At 60.9% G+C, this 24,216-nt stretch carries 24 protein-coding genes; 15 read left to right on the forward strand and 9 right to left on the reverse strand.

The genetic code is table 11. The features are described from left to right. Positions 1 to 28: 28 nt before the first annotated feature. From DWV00_RS12075 to DWV00_RS12085, 3 genes are all read left to right on the forward strand, one after another. Complete coding sequence (locus DWV00_RS12075) at positions 29 to 1,282, forward strand: ABC transporter substrate-binding protein (RefSeq protein ID WP_115533788.1); 1,254 nt, start codon at positions 29 to 31, stop codon at positions 1,280 to 1,282. A 74-nt stretch (positions 1,283 to 1,356) separates the two neighbouring features. Continuing rightward, positions 1,357 to 2,325, forward strand: coding sequence for a carbohydrate ABC transporter permease (locus DWV00_RS12080; protein WP_245964836.1), 969 nt, complete (start codon positions 1,357 to 1,359; stop codon positions 2,323 to 2,325). Between the two features lie 17 nt (positions 2,326 to 2,342). After that, positions 2,343 to 3,194: a carbohydrate ABC transporter permease gene (locus DWV00_RS12085; RefSeq protein WP_115533790.1), complete on the forward strand. Its 852-nt coding sequence runs from the start codon at positions 2,343 to 2,345 to the stop codon at positions 3,192 to 3,194. Positions 3,195 to 3,242: 48 nt separating this feature from the next. Here the strand turns inward: DWV00_RS12085 and DWV00_RS12090 are convergent, their stop codons facing one another. Both DWV00_RS12090 and DWV00_RS12095 read right to left on the reverse strand, forming a co-directional pair. Continuing rightward, positions 3,243 to 4,544 carry an aspartate aminotransferase family protein gene (locus tag DWV00_RS12090; RefSeq protein WP_115533791.1) on the reverse strand — a complete coding sequence of 434 codons (1,302 nt, stop codon included), beginning with the start codon at positions 4,542 to 4,544 and terminating at the stop codon, positions 3,243 to 3,245. Positions 4,545 to 4,652: 108 nt separating this feature from the next. Next, positions 4,653 to 5,687 carry a histone deacetylase family protein gene (locus DWV00_RS12095; protein ID WP_115533792.1) on the reverse strand — a complete coding sequence of 345 codons (1,035 nt, stop codon included), beginning with the start codon at positions 5,685 to 5,687 and terminating at the stop codon, positions 4,653 to 4,655. Positions 5,688 to 5,800: 113 nt separating this feature from the next. Here DWV00_RS12095 and DWV00_RS12100 point away from each other — a divergent pair, with 113 nt between their 5' ends. Then, positions 5,801 to 6,052, forward strand: a complete 252-nt coding sequence (locus DWV00_RS12100) for a hypothetical protein (RefSeq protein WP_115533793.1) — start codon at positions 5,801 to 5,803, stop codon at positions 6,050 to 6,052. 14 nt (positions 6,053 to 6,066) lie between these two features. Here the strand turns inward: DWV00_RS12100 and DWV00_RS12105 are convergent, their stop codons facing one another. Then, entirely contained in the window at positions 6,067 to 6,726 is a 660-nt protein-coding gene (locus DWV00_RS12105) for a hypothetical protein (RefSeq protein WP_115533794.1), read from the reverse strand. A gap of 303 nt (positions 6,727 to 7,029) precedes the next feature. On the opposite strand from DWV00_RS12105, the gene DWV00_RS12110 reads away from it, so the two are divergent. Beyond that, positions 7,030 to 7,503, forward strand: a complete 474-nt coding sequence (locus DWV00_RS12110; protein WP_115533795.1) for a VOC family protein — start codon at positions 7,030 to 7,032, stop codon at positions 7,501 to 7,503. Between the two features lie 74 nt (positions 7,504 to 7,577). Here DWV00_RS12110 and DWV00_RS12115 read toward each other — a convergent pair whose 3' ends face one another. Further along, complete coding sequence (locus DWV00_RS12115; RefSeq protein ID WP_115533796.1) at positions 7,578 to 8,126, reverse strand: putative glycolipid-binding domain-containing protein; 549 nt, start codon at positions 8,124 to 8,126, stop codon at positions 7,578 to 7,580. Between the two features lie 168 nt (positions 8,127 to 8,294). Between DWV00_RS12115 and DWV00_RS12120 the strand changes: the two genes are divergently transcribed. Next, positions 8,295 to 9,659 carry a serine hydrolase domain-containing protein gene (locus DWV00_RS12120; RefSeq protein WP_115533797.1) on the forward strand — a complete coding sequence of 455 codons (1,365 nt, stop codon included), beginning with the start codon at positions 8,295 to 8,297 and terminating at the stop codon, positions 9,657 to 9,659. Positions 9,660 to 9,685: 26 nt separating this feature from the next. On the opposite strand, the gene DWV00_RS12125 is transcribed toward DWV00_RS12120, so the two are convergent. Then, complete coding sequence (locus tag DWV00_RS12125; protein WP_245964837.1) at positions 9,686 to 10,876, reverse strand: acyltransferase family protein; 1,191 nt, start codon at positions 10,874 to 10,876, stop codon at positions 9,686 to 9,688. Beyond that, positions 10,873 to 11,745, reverse strand: coding sequence for a class A beta-lactamase (gene bla, locus DWV00_RS12130; protein WP_115533798.1), 873 nt, complete (start codon positions 11,743 to 11,745; stop codon positions 10,873 to 10,875). The genes DWV00_RS12125 and bla overlap by 4 nt, the downstream gene beginning before the upstream one ends. Positions 11,746 to 11,922: 177 nt before the next feature. On the opposite strand from bla, the gene DWV00_RS12135 reads away from it, so the two are divergent. The 8 genes from DWV00_RS12135 (at position 11,923) to DWV00_RS12170 (ending at position 19,879) form a co-directional block, all read left to right on the forward strand. Continuing rightward, on the forward strand, positions 11,923 to 12,390 hold the full coding sequence (locus tag DWV00_RS12135; RefSeq protein ID WP_115533799.1) for a YaiI/YqxD family protein: 468 nt from the start codon (positions 11,923 to 11,925) through the stop codon (positions 12,388 to 12,390). A gap of 97 nt (positions 12,391 to 12,487) precedes the next feature. Next, positions 12,488 to 13,045 carry a hypothetical protein gene (locus tag DWV00_RS12140; RefSeq protein ID WP_115533800.1) on the forward strand — a complete coding sequence of 186 codons (558 nt, stop codon included), beginning with the start codon at positions 12,488 to 12,490 and terminating at the stop codon, positions 13,043 to 13,045. A 333-nt stretch (positions 13,046 to 13,378) separates the two neighbouring features. Beyond that, on the forward strand, positions 13,379 to 14,053 hold the full coding sequence (locus DWV00_RS12145) for an HAD family hydrolase (RefSeq protein ID WP_115533801.1): 675 nt from the start codon (positions 13,379 to 13,381) through the stop codon (positions 14,051 to 14,053). Positions 14,054 to 14,175: 122 nt separating this feature from the next. Beyond that, on the forward strand, positions 14,176 to 14,988 hold the full coding sequence (locus DWV00_RS12150) for an ornithine carbamoyltransferase (RefSeq protein ID WP_115533802.1): 813 nt from the start codon (positions 14,176 to 14,178) through the stop codon (positions 14,986 to 14,988). A 202-nt stretch (positions 14,989 to 15,190) separates the two neighbouring features. Then, positions 15,191 to 17,551 (forward strand): hypothetical protein, encoded by a 2,361-nt coding sequence (locus DWV00_RS12155; protein ID WP_115533803.1) that lies wholly within the window; start codon positions 15,191 to 15,193, stop codon positions 17,549 to 17,551. Further along, entirely contained in the window at positions 17,548 to 18,762 is a 1,215-nt protein-coding gene (locus tag DWV00_RS12160; protein WP_115533804.1) for a hypothetical protein, read from the forward strand. The genes DWV00_RS12155 and DWV00_RS12160 overlap by 4 nt, the downstream gene beginning before the upstream one ends. Positions 18,763 to 18,784: 22 nt before the next feature. Continuing rightward, on the forward strand, positions 18,785 to 19,510 hold the full coding sequence (locus DWV00_RS12165) for a DUF1266 domain-containing protein (RefSeq protein ID WP_115533805.1): 726 nt from the start codon (positions 18,785 to 18,787) through the stop codon (positions 19,508 to 19,510). Between the two features lie 15 nt (positions 19,511 to 19,525). Beyond that, the gene (locus DWV00_RS12170) at positions 19,526 to 19,879 is read left to right on the forward strand and encodes a hypothetical protein (protein ID WP_115533806.1); all 354 of its coding nucleotides are present in this window, start codon (positions 19,526 to 19,528) and stop codon (positions 19,877 to 19,879) included. Here DWV00_RS12170 and ppk2 read toward each other — a convergent pair. The 3 genes from ppk2 to DWV00_RS12185 form a co-directional block, all read right to left on the reverse strand. Then, positions 19,860 to 20,786, reverse strand: a complete 927-nt coding sequence (gene ppk2, locus DWV00_RS12175; protein ID WP_115533807.1) for a polyphosphate kinase 2 — start codon at positions 20,784 to 20,786, stop codon at positions 19,860 to 19,862. The genes DWV00_RS12170 and ppk2 overlap by 20 nt on opposite strands. 161 nt (positions 20,787 to 20,947) lie before the next feature. After that, complete coding sequence (locus tag DWV00_RS12180; protein WP_245964838.1) at positions 20,948 to 21,706, reverse strand: hypothetical protein; 759 nt, start codon at positions 21,704 to 21,706, stop codon at positions 20,948 to 20,950. 562 nt (positions 21,707 to 22,268) lie between these two features. Then, positions 22,269 to 23,132, reverse strand: coding sequence for a helix-turn-helix transcriptional regulator (locus tag DWV00_RS12185; RefSeq protein ID WP_115533809.1), 864 nt, complete (start codon positions 23,130 to 23,132; stop codon positions 22,269 to 22,271). A 182-nt stretch (positions 23,133 to 23,314) separates the two neighbouring features. Here DWV00_RS12185 and DWV00_RS12190 point away from each other — a divergent pair, with 182 nt between their 5' ends. Further along, positions 23,315 to 24,214, forward strand: coding sequence for an NmrA family NAD(P)-binding protein (locus tag DWV00_RS12190; RefSeq protein WP_115533810.1), 900 nt, complete (start codon positions 23,315 to 23,317; stop codon positions 24,212 to 24,214). Positions 24,215 to 24,216 lie beyond the last annotated feature (2 nt).

Here is a 24,216-nt window from a genome sequence, read left to right on the forward strand (position 1 = left end):
ACAACGACGTAATACATAGGAGACAGGCATGACGAACAAACCCCGCACCATGCTAGGCGCCGTCGCGCTGGCGTCGGCCCTCGCGATGGGCACCCTCGCCACGACCGCGCAAGCCGGCACGCTCGAGATCAACATCGCGTTCAAGGGCGCCAGCCAGCGCGCCGTATGGACGCAAGTGGTCGACGAGTTCAAGCAGGCGCATCCCGGCACCGACGTCAAGGTCGCGTTCATCGACGAGGAAGCGTACAAAGTGCAATTGCCGGCATGGCTCACGACGGCCCCGCCCGACATCGTGAACTGGCACGACGGCGAACGCATGGCGTACTACGCGAAGCGCGGTTTGTTCGAAGATTTGACGAGCGACTGGGCGAAGAACGGCTGGGACAAGACCTATGCGTCGACGAAAGAGGCATCGTCGTATGAGGGCAAGCAATACGCCGCGCCCACCGTCTACTACTCGTGGGGCATGTTCTACCGCAAGGACATCTTCCAGAAGGTCGGCATTGCGAGCGAGCCGAAGACGTGGAACGACTTCCTCGACGACTGCAAGAAGCTCAAGGCCGCCGGCATTGCGCCGATCGCCGTGGCGGGACGCGACGCGTGGACGCTGGCCGGCTGGTTCGACTATCTCGACCTGCGCTTGAACGGCAACGCCTTCCACCAAAAGCTGATGGCCGGCGACGTGGCCTACACCGACCCGCGCGTGAAGAAGGTCTACACGACGTGGAAACAGCTGCTCGACGCAGGCTACTTCATCCCGAACTCGCTCTCGTACGATCTCGATTCCGCGCAGCCGTTCCTGTTCCAAGGCAAGGCCGCGATGATGCTGATGGGCACCTTCATCACGGGCGGATTCTCGCCGACGGTGAAATCGGAGATGGGCTACTTCCAATTCCCGATCATCGATTCGAACGTGCCGACGGCTGAAGACGGCCCCGTCGAAACGCTCAATATTCCGGCCAAGGCGAAGAACAAGGCCGACGCACGCGCGTTCCTCGCCTTCACGGAAACGCCGAAGGTCGGCGCGCAACTGGCGGTGGGCCTCGGCTCGCTCTCGGCGAACAGCCAATCGGCGGAGCCCGACGATCCCATTTCGAAGATCGGCTTCCAGATTCTGTCGAATACGAAGGGCGGTATCGCGCAGTTCTACGATCGCGACATGACGAAGGAAATGGCCGACGAAGGGATGAAGGGCATGCAGCAGTTCGTGTCCGATCCGACGCAGCTCGACTCGATCCTCGCGCACCTCGAGCAGGTGCGGCAGCGGATCTATAAGAAGTAACCGAAGGGACGGCGCGCGGCATCGGCGATCGATCGATGCCGCGCGCGGCAGTGGTGTACGTTCAGGAGGTTGAAGTGTCTCAGTTCATCACCCACCGGGCCGCCGGCACCGGCGCCACAGGCCCCGGCAACGGCACGCCGCCGGCCGCCCCCTCGGCGCGCCCGAGCGGACGGCCGCGCCGCCGCGTATCGCCGACCGCGCGCCGCCAGCGCCGCGCCGCGTTTCTGTTTCTCGCGCCCGCGTGCGTCATGGTCGCGATCTATGTGATCTGGCCGGTGCTGTCGACGATCCGCCTCAGCTTTTATAGCTGGGATGGGATGTCCGATGCGACGTTCGTTGGCCTCGCGAACTACATCGAACTCTTTCATTCGCAGACGTTCTACACCGCACTCAAGAACAACGTCATCTGGCTCGTCATGTTCTTGCTGGCGCCGCCGATGGGATTGGCGATCGCGCTGTACCTCAATCAAGCTGTGGCCGGCATCCGCATCGTCAAGTCGCTGTTCTTCGCACCGTTCGTGCTGTCCGGCGTGGTGGTGGGCCTGATCTTCTCTTGGTTCTACGATCCGACGTTCGGCCTGCTCGCGCTGATCGTCGGGCATGGCATCCCCGTACTCGGCGATCCCCGCTATGCGACGCCCGGCATCATCTTCGCCGCGCTCTGGCCGCAAACCGCGTATTGCATGATTCTTTATTTGACCGGGCTGACGACGCTCAGCAGCGAGCAAATCGAAGCCGCGCGCATGGAGGGGGCCAAGGGCTGGTCCTTGCTCTGGCACGTGATCCTGCCGCAGCTGCGTCCGACGACGTTCATGGCCGTCGTCGTCACCGTGATCGGCGCGCTGCGCAGCTTCGATTTGATTTCGGTCATGACGGGCGGCGGCCCGTTCGAAAGCTCGACCGTGCTCGCGTATTACATGTACGACCAGGCGATCAAGTATTACCGGCTCGGCTACTCGGCGGCCATCGCCGTCGTGCTGTTCGCGATCATGCTGATCTATATCGTCTATCAGTTGCGCCGGTTGCTCAGGAACGAGCAATAAGGAAAGGAGTCCTCATCATGTTTCCCATGCCGGTCGAGAAATGGACGCCTACCGCGCGGCGTGCCTACAAACTGTCGCTGCCGATAGCGCTGCTGATTTGGCTGCTGCCTATGATCGCGGTTCTCGTGACTTCGGTGCGATCGTCGGAAGAACTCAGCGAAGGCAACTATTGGGGGTGGCCGAAGCATTTCGCGCTCATCGACAACTACCGCGATGCGCTGACGACGTCGCCCATGCTCCACTACTTCTGGAACAGCGTGCAGATCACGCTGCCGGCGGTGGCCGGAGCGATTGCGCTAGCGGCAATGGCCGGCTTCGCGCTCGCGGTTTACCGTTTCCCCGGAAACTCGACGTTGTTCGCGGCGTTCGTCGCCGGCAACTTCGTGCCGATTCAAGTGTTGATGATTCCCGTCCGGGACTTGTCGCTCAAGCTCGGTCTCTACAACACCGTCGAAGGTCTTATCCTCTTTCACCTCTCGTTCCAGACGGGGTTCTGCGCGCTGTTTTTACGGAACTTCATCAAGCAGCTGCCGTTCGAGCTGATCGAGGCCGCGCGGATTGAAGGGGCCAACGAATGGACGGTGTTCTTCAAGATCGTCTTGCCGTTGATTCGGCCGGCATTGGCCGCCCTGGCCATCCTCGTATTCACGTTCGTCTGGAACGACTACTTCTGGGCGCTGTGTCTCACGCAAGGCGACGACGCCGCGCCGATCACCGTCGGCGTCGCGGCACTCAAGGGACAGTGGACGACAGCCTGGAATCTCGTTTCGGCGGGATCGATACTCGCGGCGCTGCCGTCGGTCGCGATGTTCTTCGCGATGCAGAAGCATTTCGTCGCCGGGTTGACGTTCGGGGCGACGAAGGGGTGAAATCTCCCGCGTTTGATTCCAAACGCGGGCTTTCGAAGACGGCCTCAGTCAGAGCGAGCGCTCTATCGCCTGCCCCAGCAGATCCAGGCCAAGGTCAATTTCTTCCTCGCTGACGGTCAAGGGCGGCGCGATCCGGAAAACACCGCCCATCCCTGGCAACTGCACGATGTTCATGCTGAGACCGAGGTTCATGCACTCGCGCGTGATCTTCGCGCCGAGCCCGTCCGCGGGCTCCTTCGTGCGGCGGTCCTTGACCACCTCCATCCCTAGCAGCAGCCCGCGTCCACGCACGTCGCCGATGCAGTCGAAGCGCTCCATCAGACCCAACAAGCCTCGCCTCAACCGATCGCCCATGACGTTCGCGCGTTCGACGAGCCCGTCCCGCTCGACAACGTCGAGCACACGCAAGCCCACGGCGGCAGGCAGCGGATCCGACACGTGCGTCGTATAGAACAAGTAATGCAACTCATGGGCTCGTTCTTCGATCTCGGCAGTGGTCACGATCGCCGCGAGCGGTAAGCCCGCGCCCAGCGTCTTCGACAACGTGAGAATGTCCGGTGTCACGCCGTCTCGCTGACAGGCGAACATCGTTCCCGTGCGCCCTACTCCGGTTTGCGCTTCGTCGAGGATCAGCAACATGCCGCGCTCCTCGCACTTGCGCTTGAGCGCGGCCATATAGCCCAGCGGCAATTCGATGATGCCGCCCGAGCTGAGAATCGGTTCGGCGATGAATGCAGCAAGGTTCCCGCTCGACTGACGATCGATGAGGTCGAACGCGTAATCAAGCTCTGCCAGGAAATCGTATTGACCATCGCGCTCGAAACGCGGCCGATAAGGAAACGGCGCCGGTATCGCAAACGAACCGACTGCGGCGGGACCGACGCCCTTGCGTCCCGCGCTATAGGTTGCCGATGCCGCCGCCCCAGTCATACCGTGCCAGGACTGCGCGAAGCCGACGATTTCATACTTGCCCGTCACGAGCTTCGCCATGCGAATGGCTGCCTCGTTCGATTCCGCACCCGTGCTCAGCAGCAGCGCTCGTTCAAGGGCGCCCGGCGTGACGTCGGCCAATCGCTTCGCCAAATCCACGACCGGCCGCGACAGCATCCCGCTGAAAAGATGATCGAGTTTGCCCGCGTATTCATTGATGACCGACACGATGTCCGGGTGGCTGTGCCCCAGCACCGCGCTCATCTGCCCCGAGGTGAAATCGAGAATCGCCCGGCCATCCGCGTCGTACACGAAACTGCCCTGGGCCCGCTCGATGATCATCGGCTCGAACTTCCCGCCGTAGCGAACCAGGTGCTGCCTAGCGTTCTGCCAAAACGTTGCGTCGTCGTTGCGGGACATCGTGCCTCCTGGCGAAATAGCGGGAATGCGTTTCGATTTCGATCTAGACAAACACCTTTGACGATTGAATTCGCGCACGCCATGCGCGGCTGCGGCAAAAGCCTGCGACTAGCGTGTCCTGCCTTCGAAGCCCAGCAGGACGTTGACCGCGTTGAGGCCGATTTCGTCGACCATGTAGCCGCCTTCCATCACGAACAGCGTCGGCACGCCAAGCCCTTCGATCATTTCTCCGATGCGCAGATAGTCGGGCGAGCGCAACCGGAAATGACTGATCGGATCGCCTTCGAACGTATCGACGCCGAGCGAAACGATCAGCGCGTCGGCCTTGTATCGCGCGATCGTCGCACTCGCATCGAACAAGGCAGCCTCGAATTCCGCCATGGCCGTGCCCTTCGGAAGCGGCAGATTCAGATTGAATCCCTCGCCCTGACCCATGCCTCGCTCGTCGGCATGCCCCGAGAAATACGGGTAGCAGACTGCCGGATCGCCGTGGATCGATACGAACAACACATCGGAACGGTCATAGAAGATGTCCTGAGTGCCGTTCCCGTGGTGGAAATCGATGTCGAGCACTGCTACGCGCTTGGCACCTTGCTGGATGCAACGCTGCGCGGCGATCGCGGCATTGTTCAAGTAGCAATAGCCGCCCGTATATTCGCGGCCGGCGTGATGTCCCGGCGGGCGGCACAGCGCAAACACGCCGCGCATGCCGCTCGACAAGCGGTCGACACCGGTCAGCGCCGAGTTGGCACTCGAGCAGACGGCCTCCCATGTGCCCTCGTTGATGGGCGAGCCGGCGTCCATCGAGAAGAAACCCAGCTTGCCGTCGATGAATTGCGGCACTTCGGTGCTCGGCAATCCGCGTATCGGCCATACGAGCGGCAACGCCTGGGAGGTTCGGCCCGTGGCCGTCCATTCGCTCCACGCGTTCGCCAGGAATTCGACATAGCGCTCGCTGTGCGCGCCGACGTAGTCCGAATGCTCGTAGGAGCGCGGAGCGATAATGTCGCCCAATCCTACTGTCTTTACCCGCGCTAACACCGTTTCCGCGCGCTCGGGCTTTTCGAACGACGCCGAGATTGCGCCGTCCTTCAGTTCGACTCCATGGTGCAAGCGATGATCACTGCTATAGACCGTGAGCATGGTTGGCTTACCGAGTTGAAGGTAAGCCGCCAGTTTACGCCAACATTCCGATTCCGGAGGAGGCGTACGATGCTGCTCAGGGGCGGCCGTCGTTACGGCCAGGGGAGACGCGCATGGTGTCGCAGACGGACGAGTACTGGTTTCCCGCGAAACGATACGGCTGGGGCTGGGGCCTGCCCATACGCTGGCAGGGGTGGGTCGTCATGATCGTCTATGCCGCTTTGCTCGCCTTGGATGCTTATGTTTTTTTACGCGCTCAACATCTGGTCATGTTTTTTATCGTGGCGGTGTTGCTGAACTTCATCCTCGTGCTGATTTGCTGGTTCAAGGGAGAACCGCCTCGCTGGCGCTGGGGCAAGGACTGAGGCGGCGAGCGTGCTCATTCGGGCCATGCGGTTGCGGCAATGCAGTCGGACACGAACTCCTTGCTCGGGCTCGACGTGTCGTTCGGGACGTACACCTGGATCGCAGCCGACGTCGGGTAGCTGGCGTTGTTGTCTTGCGCGCCGCACTGCGCACTTTGTCCGGGGCCGATGACGATCTCGGAGCCCACCTTCAGGCGGCATTGCGTTACGCGATCGAGCTTGCTCCAACTCGGGCAGATTTCGTTCTGCACTCGGTAGGCGTCCCGCGGGCCCGCCGGAGGATTGAAGCTCCACCAACTTCCGTACTGCCCCAGGGGTTTGCTCGAATCCCAAACCCGGTAGACGGTAAGCGGTTGCGTCGTCTGGAACGCCTCGCCCATGCATAGGCCGCCCTTCGTCGGCGGCTGCTGCGCTTTGGCGACCAACGCCGGATCGCTGATCGGCGTGAGACCGTACGGCGGTAGGATCGCGCCGGCGCAGTGGGTTTGGGTCAGGGCCTGCGAGCCTGCCTGGGGCAAACTCGGTGTCGCGGTCTGTTGCTGGGACGCAAGCGGAGCACAGGCGCCGAGCGCGAGTGCCGCGATCGTCAAACCGCCAGCCCGCAAAGAAATGCGATTAAGCAATCGCGAACGATAGTGCAAAAGAAATTGCTGCGGCCGAGGATCGTTGTTCATGGCTTGTGGAACCGTCAGTCGTCGCCCACGGATCTCCGGGGTTTCCATATCTTAGGAAAAATTGCAGCATCTGCACAAACGAATGTGCGGGAAGGTACGCAAGCAAGATAGCCGTCCAACCTGGACAAGGCCGCGATCGAAGCGCAACTGCAACGATGATCCGCGGTTTGGCCGGTTAAACGGCCGTTTCGAAAGGCTTTGTCCGATCGCTTTGCACCGTGTCGATTTTGATGGCCATCGTTCGTCGTCGCAGTGGAGGCTCGTCGTTTTCCTTTCGATTAACTGACACTGAGGGAGTTTGCCATGTCGATTCAGAAGATCACGCCGTTTCTTTGGTACGCCGAGGAGGCCGAAGAGGCCGCTGCGTTCTATGCGGGCATCTTCCCGGAGTCGCGGGTGGTTCGGGTCACGCCGGTGCCCAGCGCCGGCGCGACGAAGGTCGTCCAGTTCGTGCTGTTCGGGCAATCCTTCATCGCCATGAGCCATCCACGCAGCGAGTCGTTCAACCACGCGATATCGCTGATGGTCAGCTGCGGCGATCAGGCGGAGCTGGACCATTACTGGAGCAAGCTCGTCGAGGGCGGGGGTACTTACGACAACTGCGGCTGGCTCAGAGACCGGTTCGGCGTCTCGTGGCAGATCGTTCCAAGCGATCTCATCCCGATGATGGCCGATCCCGATCCGGTAAAAGCCGCGCGCGTGGCCGAAGCCATGATGCAGATGACGAAGTTCGATGTGGCGAAGTTGAAAGCCGCCTATGCCGGTACGAATAGCTGACGCTTCGTCTTGTCGATCGCTTGTGTCATGGAGCGTCGGTTATGCTTGCACGCCGCCGGCCAACGCTCATCTGTTTAGACCACCCGCCGAAACAGCGACGGATAGTCCTCGACCAGACCATCAGGATCGACCGATAGCTCGGCCTGAAACTGACGAAACAGGCCTTCGTAAAGATATCGTCGGTTCGGTTCGATGCATGTGTAAGCTTGATCGACCGGCTCGATCGTCAGCGCCGGGATGGCGAGATAGGCGACGCGGATCAGTTGCCGCTGACCTTTTGCTAGGCCGAGCCGCCGGATCGGCAAGGTGTTGGTGAAAGGCGTCGCCGAAAGATCGACGTCGATGCAGCCATCGAGTTCGGGAATCCGTTGATGGTGCTCGTCGAGCCATGTTCCGGTGCCGTTCGCGAACACATTCAATTTGCGGCCGTCGGTCAAGGCGACGGCTACGCGGCGGACAGTCCAATCCGGTGCGATCTCGATCCGGTAATGTACGCCGTAGGGCGTATCGAAGCGATGGCCGACAACTACGGCTTCCGCGACGAAAGACTGCCCGTCCCGCATCAAAACGAGGTGCTCGGCCCCGACGCCCGACTCGGGAATCCATTGCGCAGCGGTTGCCATCGTTCATCCTCCTGAGATCGAATGCGGAGTCATGCAACTTGCATCAAGGATAGCAAGTTGGGGCACGCGGCGCGTGAAGTGAATTCGATGGCAGTTACCATGGAAGCTTGCGCTGTGACCGAGCGCTAGGAAGCCGTCATTCGATCGTCCATATGTCGTGAATCCATAATGAATCGTCCGCGCCTGCTGCTTCCCGCTATCCTCGCACTCTCGTTCGCCGGCTGCACGGCGGTGCGCCCCGATTACGCGGCGCGTGTCGCCACGGGCACCACGGCACATGACATCTGTTCGGAAACGTTCATCAGCGGCCAACCGCCGGCGACGATCTTCGCCGAAACCGAAGCGTCGCGGCCCGGCTTGCACTGGATCGCGCCGCTGATTCACTACGACGTCGACCGCACTCGGCAGACGGTTACCGCGAGTCTCGCGGGATTGTTCACGAGTCGAGCGGTCTATCGAGGGGCTTGGGGTTGCACGCTCGTCAGCGGCGCGATTCCCGCACCGGCCCAAGCAGGGCCGCCGCTCCTGCCGGTAACGGACGTGCCCCTGCCGATTGAAGTCGATCGTTCTTCCGCCATGAAGCATGCGATCGACGACGCATTCGCGGAAAACGATCCGTCTGGGCCTCGTCGCACGAAGGCCGTTGCCGTGCTCTATCGAGGCAAGCTCATAGCCGAACGCTATGCGCCGGGCTACGGGCCCGACACGCCGATACTCGGTTTCTCGATCAGCAAGTCGGTGACGAACGCGCTCGTCGGCATATTGGTTCGTGAGGGCAAGCTGCGGGTGGGTGCGCCGGTGCCGCTCGAGAACGGATCCGCTCGGCCGATCCCGCTCGAAGACTTCATGCGGATGACGAGCGGGCTCGACATCGACGAGACCGGCAGCGGATTCGATCCGTCCAACCGGATCATGTATGTGAGCACGAACGACATGGCCGCCGCCGCGCGGCGGGCTCGGGTGATCGCGCTGCCGGGCCGGCGCTGGGCGTATAGCAGCGCAAGCGTTCACTTGGCCGCGCGCATGGTGCGCGACGCGGCGGGCGGCAATGCTTCGGCAGTCCAGCGCTTCGCCCGCGACGAGTTGTTTGCACCGCTCGGCATGCGGCACGTGACCGTGGAAATGGACGAGACAGGGACGCCGATCGGCGCGCATTACATGCTGGCGTCGACACGGGATTGGGTTCGGTTCGGCGAACTCTATCTGAACGACGGCATCGCGCCGAATGGGCAGCGAATTTTGCCGGAAGGCTGGGTGCGATGGTCGACTACGCCGACGCTCGATACGGATTATGGCGCCGGATGGTGGGTCAATCGCCGGGACCGCGTGAGTCACGGCGATCGGGTCGGGATGCCGCTGATGGCCGATGCGCCAGCCGATACTTTCTACGCGCTTGGGAATCTCGGGCAGTACGTGATCGTCGTGCCGTCGAAGCAACTGGTGATCGTGAGACTCGGGAATGCGCAGACGCCGCACTTTGATAGCGCCGCGGCGGATTTACTCGTTAAAGAGGTGATCGGAGCGCTTTCGTAAGTTCCATCGGCGGCTCCGATTCGAAGCTATTCGACCGTATTCGACCCAGCCAGATTCCGCTGATGGCGTTCCTCGCGTCCGTCTTCTGAGGAAAAACATCGCGGAACCAGCCGCTGCCGAACGTAGCGATTCAACGGCTCCGCGTAGAACCGCGCGATGGACGCACCTAGCCAAGCGGAAGCGAGCAAATAACCGGTCAGCAGCACCAGCTTCGCGTCGCCCGTCACGTTCGATGGAGCAAAGATCGTCCGCAGCAGGCCGAGCACGATGAGGTGAAAAAGGTAGAGTTCATAGCTCAGTCTCCCGAACCACTCGAACACCGCCGCCACGCGAGCGCCTCGAATGGATAGCCCGTCGGGGCGATCATGCGCGGCCACCAGCAGAACCGCCGTACCTAGCGCCATCGCCGTGACGCCCAGCACCTTGCCGTCCCGGATCGGCCAATACAGATAGACGAACGTCATCGCTGCTGCGGCGAGCAACGGCAATGCGGTCCGCGCGCGGCCGCGCCACGCAATCCGCCCGGCAACCAGCGCGGTGCAGCAGCCGATTGCGATCGCATCGAAGCAGGCAAAGTAGGCGTATAGATAACCGCCTTCATCGCCTTGATGGGAGAAACGGTAGATGGGGCCGATGACGATGAGCACGAACCAAAAAGCCAGGAGCCCGGCTTCCCGGCGAAGGACGAGGCACAGCAGAGGGAACGATAAGTAAAACACCTCCTCGACCGAAAGCGACCACAACACGCCCAACGAATAGTTAGTCCATCCGTGCTTGCCGATGAGCACGTTCATCCAAAAGGTCAGAGATGCTAGATCGACGAGCCACAAGGAATCGGGCGCGCCGGCCGGCAAGTGATTTTGAAAGATCGCGATCCGCGCCATCGCAAGCGCGTTGACAGCCGCCAGCAGCAGTAGCAAGCACGGGAAGATGCGGGCAATACGCAAGCTGTAGAACGCACGGGCATCGACGTTGCCGAGTCCGGACCAGCGGCGCTTTGCATTCGTCGTGATCAGATAACCCGAAACGACGAAGAACATCGTGACCCCGTAGTTACCGTTCCGTACGACTGCACGCACGGCCTCCCATCCGAATGCGCGCGAGAGCGATGTGTCGTTCAGACGGTAGGCGATATTGAAGTGGTGACAGAGCACAAGGAGAATCGAAATGCCACGAATAAGATCGATTCTCCGGTTCCGCATGCCGGCGGACCTCATGCCACGCTCGCAGCCCATTGCACGAATACCTTGCCCGCTTCGCGCAAGACGGCCTCGCGGTCATCCATGCTGACGCCCGGGGCATCGCAGTAGACGGCAACGAGCAGCGGAGCACGACCGGGTGGGCGCACGAGCGCGTAGTCGTTCGTTTCGCTTTCGACGCTCGTTCCGGGCCGGTCGCCCGCCTGCCAGCCCGCGGGCAACACGGCGCGAATTCTGTTGAGCCCGGGTCTGCAGGCGATCATCCCGCGCTCCAGACGCGTGCGCGACTTGGGGCTCAAGACATCGCCCAGTAAAAGGCTGCGCGCAACCGTGACAATGGCCCGCGGACTCGTGGTGTCGAGCACGCCGCTATAGCGGTTCGAGTCAGGCTCGTAGCGATCCGAACGCGTGACGGTGTCCCCAAGCCCGCGAATGAATCGCGTCAACGCCGCGGGGCCGCCGGCGCTTCTCATCAACAGAATGGCGGCCGTATTGTCGCTCTCTTCCAGAATCGCTTGGCAGAGCGCCTCGACCGACATCGCCCCTCGCGAGAGGTTGGCCTTGGTCACGGGCGACGTGAAAATCAGATCGTTCTTCGTGTAGTGCACGAGCCGATCGAGTCGCTCTTGGCCGCTATCGGTTCGCGCAAGTATCTGCGCCGCGAGTATCCCCTTGAATGTGCTGCACATCAGGAAGCGTTCGTCGGCGCGATGGCTCAGCGTACGCCCCGAGCCCGTATCGACAGCGAACACGCCGAGGCGGCCGCCATGCCGGCGTTCGATGTCGGCAAGTGGGGATTCGGCGGCGTTCAGCGCGGGAGAGGCGGCCAGGCCGAGCAGTAAAGGCAGTCCAATCAATAGATTTCGACGCGTGATCGAGTGGGTCACGAGAATGTCCGGTTGATCCGAGTGAGGGAGGCGAAATACTCTACATCGATATTCGAAAGACCCATGTGAATCTCGACATATCGAAGGAAGGCTGGCATGCGACTCATCGGTCTATCTCGGGCTACGAGAGCTTGAGCGGTAAGATGACGGTTTCCTCCTTCTTTCGGAAGTACCGCAATGCAAGTGCTGGTCGATGCAGATGCCTGTCCGGTGGTCGTCAAGGACATCCTTTTCCGGGCCGCGCAGCGTACCAAGATCTGCGTCACACTCGTCGCCAATCAGTATTTGCGTACGCCGCCGTCCCCTTTCATCAAGGCATTGCAAGTGCCGGCGGGATTTGACGCCGCCGACAACCGCATCGTTGAACTCGTCGAGAAAGGCGACCTCGTGATCACGGCGGACATCCCGCTTGCCGCCGGTGCGCTGAACAAGGGCGGCTATGTGCTCGATCCGCGCGGAAGCTGGTTTTCCGCTGAAAACATCCAGGAACGTCTAACGATGCGCGACGTGATGGATCAGCTTCGCGGTTCGGGCGTCGCGACCGGCGGCCCGGCGCCGTACACGCCGAACGACAGCAAGACCTTCGCTGGACAACTGGATCGATTCCTCGCTCGGCATGGTAAGCCGACGGGCGCAGGGGCTTGATGGCTGCTCGGGATCTTCGCGCATCTAGGGCTCGGCGGTTTTTGACCACGCCCTATCACGAACGACACCCACGAACCACACGCCACATGGAGGCTCGATGAAAAGATTCATCCCGTTTTTGATCTCTTTGCCTTTTATTTTCGGATACACGACGGCCGTTTATGCACAGGCATCGGGGGCGGCAAAAACCGAGCGCGTGCACAGTGACGTCGACGGCGTCGACTTCGTCGCTTCCTATGAACCGGGGCCGCTTCCCAAAGATTACGAAGCCGAAGCGGAAAGCTCGCTCCCGGACACCGATCCTTACGTTACCCAGCGCGGCGCAGACAAGGGGTTGATTTATCTCAAGGATAAAAACGACGAAGCCGTGAAGCGGTACGTCATCCCGCGAGGACAAATACGCGCGGTCGTTCACGTCCGATACGACATGGTCGTACTCGACAAAGCGGACTTGGTTTTCACCGATCGGGGCCTGATCCTGGTGCACACGACCACGACGAATGCGGGGATATTCACGATCAGCGACATCTACCCGCTCGCCTACAAAAACGGGAAGGTCGTGGATAGCAAACATCTGATCAAAGACAGCAGCCTGTCGAAAATGCTGGCTTTGGGCGTCTCCTTGTATCGGCAAGCGGTGCCCGCCGCAAGCTAGCCTCGAACCTCCCGCGGCTCGCCGCGCACGAAAGGAAGCTTGAGCTCCCAGCTGGCGGCCCATTCCCTACCGCGCGCTATTTGCAACAACACTTCGGGGCGCACGCTCCGACGACCGACGCCGCCGCACTGACAATGGGTGCCGCAATGCGGACCTAGTTTCCGAAGTAGGCGAGCGTACCCAGGCGAGTCCCGCCCGGCGACGAACCACGGTCTCCGGGCGTTCTTTGGCGGGACTGGACCACGTCTATGTCGGAAACGTTCATGTCGAGTTCGGCCGCCAGCGGTTATAGTGCGTCGACTCTCCCCCAATACTCGCTAAGGATTCGGGCGTATGTTTTCTGCGGCAATCTTCGACATGGACGGGTTACTGATCGATTCGGAACGCACGATCATGAACACGTGGATAGACGTCGCACGCGAACTCGGGGTTCATATCCGTCCTGTCGACTATGTCGAGATCGTAGGAAGATCGCTCCCCGAATGCCATGCGATGCTGGCCAAGATGCTCGGTGAAGAGTCCGTTTTTCAGGAAGCGCTGATACGCGTCCGGCAGCGGCTACAGTCGCCGGAAAATCCGCCGGTATATCCGCTGAAGCCTGGAGCGCACGACCTATTGACCGCCTTGGTCAACGCTGGGGTGCCGTGCGCCGTGGCTTCGTCGTCGAGCGCAGAAGAGATTGAAGCTCGGCTTTCACGGGTCGGTGTGCTCGATTTCTTCGATGCGATCGCTGGCGGCAATGAAGTCGCCCGTGGCAAGCCGGATCCGGCCGTGTATGCGCTTGCTGCCGCTCGCCTGGGAAAAACAGCGAGCGACTGCCTGGCGTTTGAGGATAGTGAAAACGGCGTGCTCGCCGCGCATCGCGCTGGAATACAGGTCGTGACGGTGCCGGATTTGAAACCGCCGTCGGGTGAGGTCATCGGGCTGAGTCTCATGAGTCTCGGGAGCCTCGAGCAGGCAGTAGATTACGCTTCCGCGTGGTTCGGTATTGGGGCGCTTGCCGCCTGAGCGATTGGCCGCGAAGTATCACTGTTAAGCTACTCGTCTCTCAAAGACAATCGCGGTGAAAGCTGAATGACGCCCAATGCCGATGCCACCAGGGGCGTCAAGCAGCGCGAAATCCAATCTTCATGAAGCTTATTAGCCTGACTGACCTATCGGCAGCCGATATCCGCTCGATCTGGACACTGGCCGGCAAGCCCGCGGCTCGTTTGTCCGGAAACGTTGCGTGGTCATTCGAAGGTAACGGAATTCGCACGCGCAGCACCTTCCTCCAAGCCTTCCGAGCGCTGAACCTCGAGTACATCGAACTCCCGAACCTCCTCAAGACTAGCGAGCGCGCATGCGATATCGCCGGCTACCTCGATCCGCTCTACGATTTCTACGTCATTCGGGAATCGAATCACGCGAGGCTAGCGGAGTTCGCGATAGCGTCGCGCAGGCCGGTCATCAATGCCATGTCGAGCGACGGGCATCCTTGCGAGGTACTAACCGACGCGTACTATATCGACTCGGTGCTGATGCCTATCGAGCGAGCGAGAATATGCCTGTGGGGCCCAACGACCAACGTGTTTCGATCCTGGCATGAGTTGGCTGCAGTGCTAAAGCTTCAACTCGTCCATGTCTGCGATTCGCGATTCCATCGCGATCTGCCCCACGTTGTGTTTACGGACAAGCCGGACTCGACCGCCGACGTCGTGATTACCGATGGTTGGTCGAAAGAAATCGATGCGGCGGATTGGAGCCTGACCGAACAACATCTTGCGGCAATGGGCAATCCAAAGTTGCTTCCGACGCCGCCATTCATCATTGGACGCGAGCTCTCGTTCGACCCCTGCGGCTATGACGGCTTTACCGGTTACGAACAGAAAAAACTGCTCGTCCCAGTTCAGATTGCCGTTCTCCTGCACATGGCTAATTGCCGGCAAGACACACGATCCTAAACCTTATGCGTGCCGCCGCGCGCCAACTGGCACTCCACGGATCGAGCCAGACCTACCTCTCGAAAAATCGTCCTCGTCGAAATAAACTACGTTGATCCAGGAACACGGTCTCTAACACGTTCTTCCGCCCCGTGTTGTCGTAACGAAACAATTCACTGCTAAGCTACCCATCTCCAAAAAATAATCGCCGAGGGGAAGCTGGATGACGCCCAATGCCGATGTCGTCACAGGCCAGCAATTGGACCAACTTCTAGATAGCCTGGAAGCAGAACTAGGGCCGCACCTGGATTACAGCGATCCTAAAGAATTGTTATCTCAGCTTCACGCGCAGCCGATGCGCGCTCATTCGCTGCAAGCGATCGGCCGCCTCCAAGCACTGTGGATGAACGCCGGCGCGCCGGCCGCGGCGCGCGCGGTACTCGACAGCGACGGCGCGAGCCTGCTGGCCGTCGCCGAACCGGACGCCCGCCCCGACATTCGAATGCGTTTGGCGCAATACCGCCTGCAAATCGCGTACAACCTGCGAGAAGACGAAGCCATCCAGCGCGGGATTGCCGAAATGCGGGAGGTCATCGATAAAGAACCCACCCTCCGCGCAAACGAGTATCTCCGACTACACACCTTCGAGACCATCGAGCGCGTGCTTCCCGCCCATGCCGTCGATGTCATCGAATTGCGGCATGCCCTGCATTGCGCCGTCCGCGAGCGCGCGGCATTTCGCGCCTGGGACGAAGCGGAGCGCCAAAGGCGGCGGGCACTGGCATACAAGCGGCTTGAAGCGAACGCAGACGCCATCGCCGCGGCGAATGCTTCCTTCGACGCCCTGCAAAACGCAGCCGCCGACCAGACCATCGACACCAATAGCTGGCTGCAACTCAGCAACTTTTTGATCGCGATCGCGCCCGACCGTCTCCCCGACATCGAACGTGCCATCACACGACTCACCGCGGATCTCACGCGTCCTAAGCGGCGAGAAATGGGAGTTCGAGTGGCTCGACTCGCGGCAAGAGCCGTCTACGCTCGGGAAGGCGCAAGCGCCGCGCTAGCCGCATCCGACCTCGCCCACCACGCCCTATCCGAAGACGGCGGCGACGATTTCATCGAGTACGAACTGCCATGGCTGATCGAAGCGGGGCGAATCGACGACGCGGGCCAACGTGCGTTCTTCGACCTCTACGAGCGTGAATCTCAGCTGTGGCAGGGCACGGCGCGCATTATTCACGACCGGCTCGCCGAAAGCAGCGACACCTCCGCATGGTGGGCACTTTGCGTCATGCTTGCCTGCCGCCAAGACGCGGTCTTGAACCGCTTGATCGCACTCGGCCGTGCCAATCAATGGAAGCTGCAGGCGCGCTCGCCCGTGCATGGCGAGCTTTTCGCCAAGCTCGATGAATTGCGGGGCACAGAGCTTCGAGAAGCGATCTACACCGCGGCGTGCGCCCTCGCCGAGCAGCGAGCCCCTGGACATCCCTGGATTGCTCGCTTAAGTGTCGAGCACGATGCGCGCGTCAATCTGATCGACTCCGAAACCGAAGCGGCACGCCTCGCCGATGCCATCGAGCGCGGCGGCATCAACGACAACCGTTCACTCTACACATTACTCACCGCACGCTGCAAAGCAGTCGGCCTCCTAGAGGCACTCAAGCTCCCCGCACCTCAGCCGACCAACGGCAGAGGGTGCTACTTTCACGCGTTCACACTCCAAACCGAGCAAGATGCGCTGGTTGCCGATGTCCCGTTCGAGTCGCGTAGCGAAGCAATCGCTGGCCTAGAACGACTCAAGACGGCCTTCTACGAGCAGGGCGTCGCCCATGCCGAGCACTTCCTCGAAACAGGCGAGGGCCATCCATACGACGGCAGCGCCCATCTGTATTCGCTGCTCTGCTGGGGCCTAGCGATCTGCTACACCGAAGCAAAGCGCTTTCCGGAAGCCATCGAGTTACATCGACGCGGTCTCGATGCCAGCCCCTTCTGCGAGCACTATGCCTGGATGATCGAGGCACACCAGGGCATGAAAGACTATGACGCCGTGATAGAAACCGGCGAGCACCTTTGGCATTTCTCGATGAAGCGCGGCTTCGGCAATGAATCGCCGAACATCTACATCAGCCAAATCGTCAAAGCACTTTGGCAACTCGATCGTGACGACGAAATCCTGATTTGGCTCGAGAGGCTCGTGCAATGGCAGCGCAAAACCGCGGAAGTCGACGAGTCGAAGCTACCCGACGACGCCCTGTACGCTCGAATGGTTGTGGCGGCGAATCTAGCGAACATGCGCCCCACCGAAGCCACAGCGCTTTGGGAAGGGCTCAAAGGACAAGTGACCGCGACCGGCGACGTGACCGTCGTCGCGAACGCCGGCACGATGTTCGACCGCTTGGGCCGTTTCGACGAAGCCCAAGCGATGTACGAGCGCGTGCTCGGAATGAACGAGCAGCGCCCCGAACATGAACGCTTCGATCCGACGTACTACGAGGAACAAATCGCATCGTGTCGAGAGCGGGCGGCACAGCAAGCGCAAAGCGCAACCGCCCGCAAACCTTGGTGGAGGTTCTGGCAGTGAACGCTCCTGCTCCGAAACTCGGCTACGCGCCACGTAACGCGCTGAATGCCGCCGACCTGAAAGCACGCATCGATTCGCGCAGCCGCGCACGCGGCGACAACGAAGAAATCCGCGCTTGGCTGCTCAATCATTTCTTTCGCCATGTCGTCGCGAATTTCATTCCGGCTTGGCCGATCGAATCGCTGGAGGATGCGCAAAAGGCTCTTGCTCCGGAACCGTTGCCGGCATGGGTCGTTGCTCGCTTCGAGCGTAAAGGCGAGACAAAGGAAGAAAAGACGGCGCCGGCACCCGTGGTTTGGGTCGATCCGACCGACCCGCAGTTGCTGGCGCTCGAAGCGCGGCTCGTCGAGTTTCTCGAGTCGCGCGCAGGCACTTCGCTCGTCGGCAAGCTGCATCGTATCAATTGCCCGCAAGCGCTCACGCTTTGGGAAAAAGAGCACGCCCGGATAGCCGCGCGTATCGAGCGCGGATGGCGCGAGAGCCGGCCCGATGCATTGCGTACGCTGTTGACGACGTCGAGCGGGCGTTTCGTCGAGTTCCTGCACGACAGTGCGCTACTTCGTACGGAGATGGCCTATGAAAGCTACGCGATGCGGCACTGCCTCGGGCAATTCACCGATCCGCGGACACTCACAGGCGGCTACGGGCAACGCTACGCGGAAGCCATCGAACAACTGCGCGTGCGCCTAATCAGCTTCCGCGATATCAACGAGCAACCCCACGTCACGATCAGCATGCTCGCGCGCCCGGACGGCTCGTTCGAGGTCGAGCAAGTCAAAGGAAAACAGAACCGTCCGCCCGTCGATCGCTACGTCGACGAAGTCGTCGCTTGCTTGAACGCCATCGGCACGAACGATGTCATGCCGGCCGATTGCATCGCGATCGGCGTCGTCCGCACCGAGGCGGGATGGACCCGGATCGAAAACGTCGAAGACGAAGCCACACAGGCTCGCCTGGTCGTCCGCTATCCGAGGTTGTTCGAGCGTGTCACCGCACCGCCCCCCATGCTCGAATGGCTGATGGCCGCGCGTCAACCGCAATCGTTTCGGGAACGCACGCCGCGCGCATCGGCCGTCCGCTACGCCGTACGGACGCGCGACGCCCAGCGTGAAAACGAAAGCAAAGCCACGTTCGTGACCGACGATGTCGAATGGCCGGGCTTCGATGCCTCGGAACTCGATACGACAAACGCGTCGCCATCCGCCACGTAATTCGTAGAGGAACATTCGGCACATGTGGTTCAAGATCCTTTTGGCGGTGTTTTTTCTGCGGTGGGTTTATCGCGTCTATAAGAAATCGCGGCCCCCGTCGCTGCCGCAGCGCAAGCATTGGGCGCTTGCTTTAGCGCACCCGTTCGCGAGCGCCGTCAGGCTCCGGACTTTTTATGCCATCGCCGATTGGCGGCTGTCGGATACGAAGCGCGCCCAATTTCGCCCTCAACTACTCCATCAAATGGGCCTGCCCACCGATGCGAGCGGAGACGAAGCTCGCGCGCACCTCGCGAGTACGCTCGAATCGCACTGGTTCCGCGCCGACTTGCACGACTTGCTGCCCACTGACGATCCGCGCGCCGCGCTCGCTTTTGCCTGCGCGCGCACGGCCTTCCTCGTACGGGCGGCGATGATGATGGAATGGGTGGAACCGCAGGCTGCATGGCGCGTGCTGCTGCTCAACGCGCAACGTGCCCAGGATTGCTTCGCGAGTTGGGAGGACTTCGGGCGGGCTTTCCTCGAGGGACGCCGCCAATGGGTCGGGGCATTCCGCGCCGATCCCTTCGGCAAGACGTTCGATGAAGCAGCGCTTTCCGCTTGGCTCGGATCGGGACGAAACGGTTGGCGACGCTTGCCTTGGCCCGGACCTGCGGCGTTCAGTCCCGCTCCAGCCACGACGATAGCCGAGGCCGCCGCCAAAAAGGCCGGCAAAAAGAGCAAATATGCTTTGACATCCTCCCCGCCCTGAAGGACGAGGTTTGACGTGCATTTCGATCAACTGCTCAACTCGCTGAACGACTTGAATAGTATCGAAGGCGACAATACGTCGATCTATGCAAAGAACTACGCATTGGGAAAAGACATCGACGCGCAGGGCAATCTCGCCGCCATCGGCTACAGCGGCTACTTGGACACCCAGGCGTATGCATTCACAGGCCAATTCGATGGCATGGGACATACGATCAGCAATGCAGACCCCCTACGTGGGCTCTTTGCGCTCATCGGTAGGGGCGGCGTGGTCCGCGATCTCAATGTCACGAATGCGAGCGGGCATTTGGGGATTCGGTCCGCCGACAAAGAACCGCCCCAAGGTCGCTTCAGTAGATCTCGGGGATGATCATATCCGCCGGCACGGGCTGACGAATATAGTCTTCGTTGTGCACGCGCTCCGGCAACGTAATGGCCTGATGTTCGACTTCGCCGTACGGCACCTGGCTCAGCAGGTGGTGGATGCAATTCAGCCGTGCCCGTTTCTTATCGACCGCTTGCACCACCCACCACGGTGCATCTTCGTGGTGCGAGCGCTGCAGCATCACTTCCTTGGCTGCTGTATAGGTTTCCCAGCGGCGGCGGCTCTCGAGATCCATGGGGCTCAGCTTCCACTGCTTGAGGGGATCGTGGATGCGCGCTTGGAAGCGAATCTCCTGCTCTTCGTCCGTAATCGAGAACCAGTACTTGAGGATCTGGACGCCGCTTCTCACGAGCATCTTTTCGAATTCGGGCACCGAGCGGAAGAATTCCTCGTACTCGGCATCGGAACAAAAGCCCATGACGTGCTCGACGCCCGCCCGGTTGTACCAGCTGCGATCGAACAGCACCATTTCGCCGCCGGCCGGAAGATGGGCGACGTAGCGCTGAAAATACCATTGCGTGCGTTCGCGGTTACTCGGTGCCGGCAGCGCGGCGACACGGCAGACGCGCGGATTGAGCCGTTGCGTAATCCGCTTGATCGCGCCGCCCTTGCCCGCGGCATCGCGGCCTTCGAAGATGACGACGAGCCGATGGCCCGTCTGCACGATCCAGTCCTGCAGTTTCACGAGTTCGCCTTGCAGGCGAAACAGCTCGCGAAAGTACTGCCGGCGCAGCTCGCGCGCTTCCGGCGTGAAGGCGTCGGCGCCATCGAGGATGCGATCGTCCACTTCCATTTCGAGCTCTTCGTCGTACGCGTCGACGAGATCTTCCTCGAAGCGGCGTTGCCGTTCCGCGAAGAACTCGGCTTCGGCCGTCGGATCCTGCTTATCCATCGCAAACTCCCTGAAGATGAAGGTGCTCCGCGGACCGCGGCAATTCTGCGGTCGCATATAAGGCAATTATCGCCGACGGGCAGTGTCAGCCATATTACTGCCGCGGAGCATCCTTCGTTTCGGTTAGCGTTTCGGCTAGCCTCAGGGCTGTATGCGGTGCATCAGAACGTAACCGCCGCCTTGATCGATTGGGCCGCGGCGCCGTTCAAGAAGATCTGGAAGTTCTGCGGCGTCGTTCCGCCAGCCGGCAAGATGGCAATCGGCGTCCCATTGCGAACGAGGGCGCCTGAATTGATGTGCCCGTTCATCTGATAGAAAACGCGGTATTCGGTCGTCGCGGTGCTGAGCGCCGCGTTCGAAACCCAAGCCCGTGCGCCGGCGAGCGTAACGATCTGGCCATCGGTCAGGTTATACGTCTTGTTGTCCATCGCAAATGGAAAGAAGCCTTCCAGCGTCGAGGCCGTCGAATTGCAGGGCGTTACACTCGTTCCGGTCGTGGCAGGCGCTGTGCAATCGCCGGTAAATGCCGTGTCCCCGACGTAGTTCCGAGTCTCCTTGATGTATGCGGCGTTCGGTTGCCATGTCGACTGTTTGTTGTACAGCGACTGTCCGTTGATCGTATTCGTGATCACGCTCAACGCGGTGTCCGTCAGCAACTCGGCTGGCGAATTCGCGATCGCACCCGCCAGCGGCACGCTCGTATAGCTCGTCCCTTGGAAGGTCTCCACAGGAGTTTGGCCATCGCTAGCGAGGTAGGTCTCCACGACGTTCGCGCCGCTGTAGCTGATCTGCACCGTCGCCGGGATCGTGCCGGCCACGATCGCTCCGTTGACGACGTAGCGTTGCGGGCTCACAGTCGGCACGGCCAACGAAGCCGAAAGCATCGAAGTGCCCGTCGTCAGCCGCTGCGTTCCCGCCACGGCCGGACTCGCACTGAGGCTGGCATCTTGAGTGTAAAAATAGCTGCCGGCATTGATAGTGAATCCGCCAGAGTTATTCGTCGTAAACGACAGCGCCCCCAAGACGTAATGCGCTCCACCATTGCCGGATAGCACGACATTTTCATAGTTTTGCTGAGCAGCGCTGAGAGTAGGCGCGGGTGTGCTCGAAGCACTGCTTCCCCCACCTCCGCCCCCGCATGCCGAAAGTTGAAATATCGCCGTGAATGCGGCGATATAGGCGGCCCGTTTCATATAATCGTGCTGAGTCATGGAGAGAGATTTTCTCGTTTATCGTTTGTCGTCAATCGTGTTGCAGCAGCCGACCCCAAACCCCGGCACGATCGGCTCCGCAGCATAACGCAGGCCGCGCCGCAATATCAAGCCAGATCGCGCTATACCGCGCACCTGCAACACACCGACATTGACAAATTATTTCAACTTCCACTATGACCGCCCGGCTTACCGACGTAAAACGTTTGCGTAATGCCGGGCATACGTCCCCGTTTCAATAATTTGATTAATTATATTACAAAATCCTTTCTTATTTCGCTTTCATCAACTCGCTCGGACCGACACCGAGAAGCCGGTTCATCCAATGCGCCATATGGCTTTGATGAGCGAAACCGGCCTCGAGCGCGACTTGCGCGGCACTGATGCGACCGGTCAAAAGCAGCGATTTTGCACGCTCGACGCGCCGCTGCACGATATACCGATGCACCGGCACCCCGAACGTCTCGCGGAACAGCACTTTGAAATGCGGGACGCTGATATCGAGCAGCGCAGCCAATTCGGAAAGCGTCAGCCGCTGGTCCAAGCTGCCTTCGATATAGTCGGTCAAACGCGCCGCGGCCTTCGGGGCAAATGTTTTAGCCCTAGCCTCGAGCGACGGCACGCGTCCAAGCAATCGAACGAGCATCGCGGTACAGAGGCTTTCGGCAAACAGTGCATCGGAGGCTTCCTCGGCTTGCAGTTCCGCATGCAACGCCCAGGCCAGATGCTGAAGCCGCGAATCGCGCAATTGCAGATGCATCGAAAAACGAGCACGAGACGGCTTCAGCTCCAACTGTTCATGGAGGGTCTTGACGAAAGCATCGTCGATCCAAATCCGCAAAATGGTGCAGTCGGAATCGTCTGCCCATACGCCGTCCATCCCCGCGGGTATGACATCGGCGTCGCCATGAGCTTGAATCCGCGCGAGCCGCTTGCCGTCGCAGACGCAGTTGGCCCGCACGGGCTTGCCTACATGAACACCGATGCGGTGTTGTTCCCCGCCGGCAATCCGATGCGTGCCCGCGGAAATACCCAGTAGTTCGGCGCCGAACCCGTTCCACCCCCTTCCGCTGCTCGAAAGCAGGCTGGTGCGGGTACCGTCGACTAAAGCGGAACGTGCGGTTGAAGCATTCATGGCGTTCGATCCTTGGCGGTTCGCTTCGTATCGCTGCGATCAATGAGTCTAATTTAGCCGACTTGCCGGCGCAGCGCAGGGCTCGGTGCATCATCCGTTTCTGCGCATCCAATCCATTTCTGATCGCCGTCCGGCCGGCCGCTGCATAGCATGACCTCGTTCGCTCAAACGAGGAGCAATTCATGTTCGTGATTTTCGGAGCATCAGGCAAGGCAGGCGGCGTAACGGCGGCGATTCTACGCAAAGCCGGGCAGAGCGTTCGCGCAGTGGTACGAAATACACGGCAAGCCGAGCCTCTCGCCGCAATCGGCTGCGAAACGGTGACGGCCGATTTGACCGATCCGGGTTCGGTCAGGGCGGCAATAGAGGGCGCGCATACCGTTCAGGTTCTCTGTCCGGTACCTACCGGGGTGCCCGATCCCGAATCGGCAATGCGAAAAATGATCGATGTCGCGGCCGACGCATTGTGCGCCGCGCCGCCCGCTCACGTGCTGGCGATATCCGACTACGGTGCCCAATTGGAAGCCGGCACCGGAATCACGCTGCTCTTTCACTACTTGGAGACGCGGCTTGCCCCGTTAGCAGGACGCCTAACGCTGCTTCGATCCGCGGAGCACATGCAGAACTGGGCACGCGTGATCCCCGTCGCCTTGCAAAACGGCGCCTTCCCGAGCTTGCATCAGCCGCTATCCAAGGTGTTTCCGACGGTCTCCGCGCATGACGTCGGTTCGATCGCCGCTGAGCTTCTACTCGACGCCGCTCAACGATCGAATCAGCCACGCATCGTCAGCGTCGAAGGTCCGCGGCGGGTCACTGTGCTCGATGTCGCTCGCGCCCTGAGCGATGTCGCCGGAAAGAACGTGAAGGCATTCGAGTTGCCCCGCGGCGAGTGGGCCACGGCGATGCGCGCGGCGGGACTGACCGAAAGCCACGCGCGGTTGATTACCGAACTCCATGACGCGCACAACGCCGGCAAGATCGACATAGAGGCCGGCATGACCGAGCGCCGCTTCGGCACGACGACGTTGCCCGAGGTCATCGCGTCGCTGCTGTCAGCACACGGTCACGCGCAGGCGGTCTGAAT

The sequence above is a fragment of the Trinickia dinghuensis genome (genome assembly GCF_003367175.1).
GTDB classification, from domain to species: domain Bacteria; phylum Pseudomonadota; class Gammaproteobacteria; order Burkholderiales; family Burkholderiaceae; genus Trinickia; species Trinickia dinghuensis.

Excerpts from the sequence above, each read along its gene's own strand:
- DWV00_RS12120 (WP_115533797.1), top strand. The coding sequence starts at position 8,295 with ATGAATCGTCCGCGCCTGCTGCTTCCCGCTATCCTCGCACTCTCGTTC.
- DWV00_RS12185 (WP_115533809.1), bottom strand. The coding sequence starts at position 23,132 with ATGAATGCTTCAACCGCACGTTCCGCTTTAGTCGACGGTACCCGCACC.
- DWV00_RS12155 (WP_115533803.1), top strand. The coding sequence starts at position 15,191 with ATGACGCCCAATGCCGATGTCGTCACAGGCCAGCAATTGGACCAACTT.
- DWV00_RS12110 (WP_115533795.1), top strand. The coding sequence starts at position 7,030 with ATGTCGATTCAGAAGATCACGCCGTTTCTTTGGTACGCCGAGGAGGCC.
- DWV00_RS12085 (WP_115533790.1), top strand. The coding sequence starts at position 2,343 with ATGTTTCCCATGCCGGTCGAGAAATGGACGCCTACCGCGCGGCGTGCC.
- DWV00_RS12115 (WP_115533796.1), bottom strand. The coding sequence starts at position 8,126 with ATGGCAACCGCTGCGCAATGGATTCCCGAGTCGGGCGTCGGGGCCGAG.
- DWV00_RS12135 (WP_115533799.1), top strand. The coding sequence starts at position 11,923 with ATGCAAGTGCTGGTCGATGCAGATGCCTGTCCGGTGGTCGTCAAGGAC.
- DWV00_RS12075 (WP_115533788.1), top strand. The coding sequence starts at position 29 with ATGACGAACAAACCCCGCACCATGCTAGGCGCCGTCGCGCTGGCGTCG.
- DWV00_RS12190 (WP_115533810.1), top strand. The coding sequence starts at position 23,315 with ATGTTCGTGATTTTCGGAGCATCAGGCAAGGCAGGCGGCGTAACGGCG.
- ppk2 (WP_115533807.1), bottom strand. The coding sequence starts at position 20,786 with ATGGATAAGCAGGATCCGACGGCCGAAGCCGAGTTCTTCGCGGAACGG.
- DWV00_RS12100 (WP_115533793.1), top strand. The coding sequence starts at position 5,801 with ATGGTGTCGCAGACGGACGAGTACTGGTTTCCCGCGAAACGATACGGC.
- DWV00_RS12150 (WP_115533802.1), top strand. The coding sequence starts at position 14,176 with ATGAAGCTTATTAGCCTGACTGACCTATCGGCAGCCGATATCCGCTCG.
- DWV00_RS12090 (WP_115533791.1), bottom strand. The coding sequence starts at position 4,544 with ATGTCCCGCAACGACGACGCAACGTTTTGGCAGAACGCTAGGCAGCAC.
- DWV00_RS12105 (WP_115533794.1), bottom strand. The coding sequence starts at position 6,726 with ATGAACAACGATCCTCGGCCGCAGCAATTTCTTTTGCACTATCGTTCG.
- DWV00_RS12145 (WP_115533801.1), top strand. The coding sequence starts at position 13,379 with ATGTTTTCTGCGGCAATCTTCGACATGGACGGGTTACTGATCGATTCG.
- DWV00_RS12125 (WP_245964837.1), bottom strand. The coding sequence starts at position 10,876 with ATGAGGTCCGCCGGCATGCGGAACCGGAGAATCGATCTTATTCGTGGC.
- DWV00_RS12165 (WP_115533805.1), top strand. The coding sequence starts at position 18,785 with ATGTGGTTCAAGATCCTTTTGGCGGTGTTTTTTCTGCGGTGGGTTTAT.
- DWV00_RS12140 (WP_115533800.1), top strand. The coding sequence starts at position 12,488 with ATGAAAAGATTCATCCCGTTTTTGATCTCTTTGCCTTTTATTTTCGGA.
- DWV00_RS12095 (WP_115533792.1), bottom strand. The coding sequence starts at position 5,687 with ATGCTCACGGTCTATAGCAGTGATCATCGCTTGCACCATGGAGTCGAA.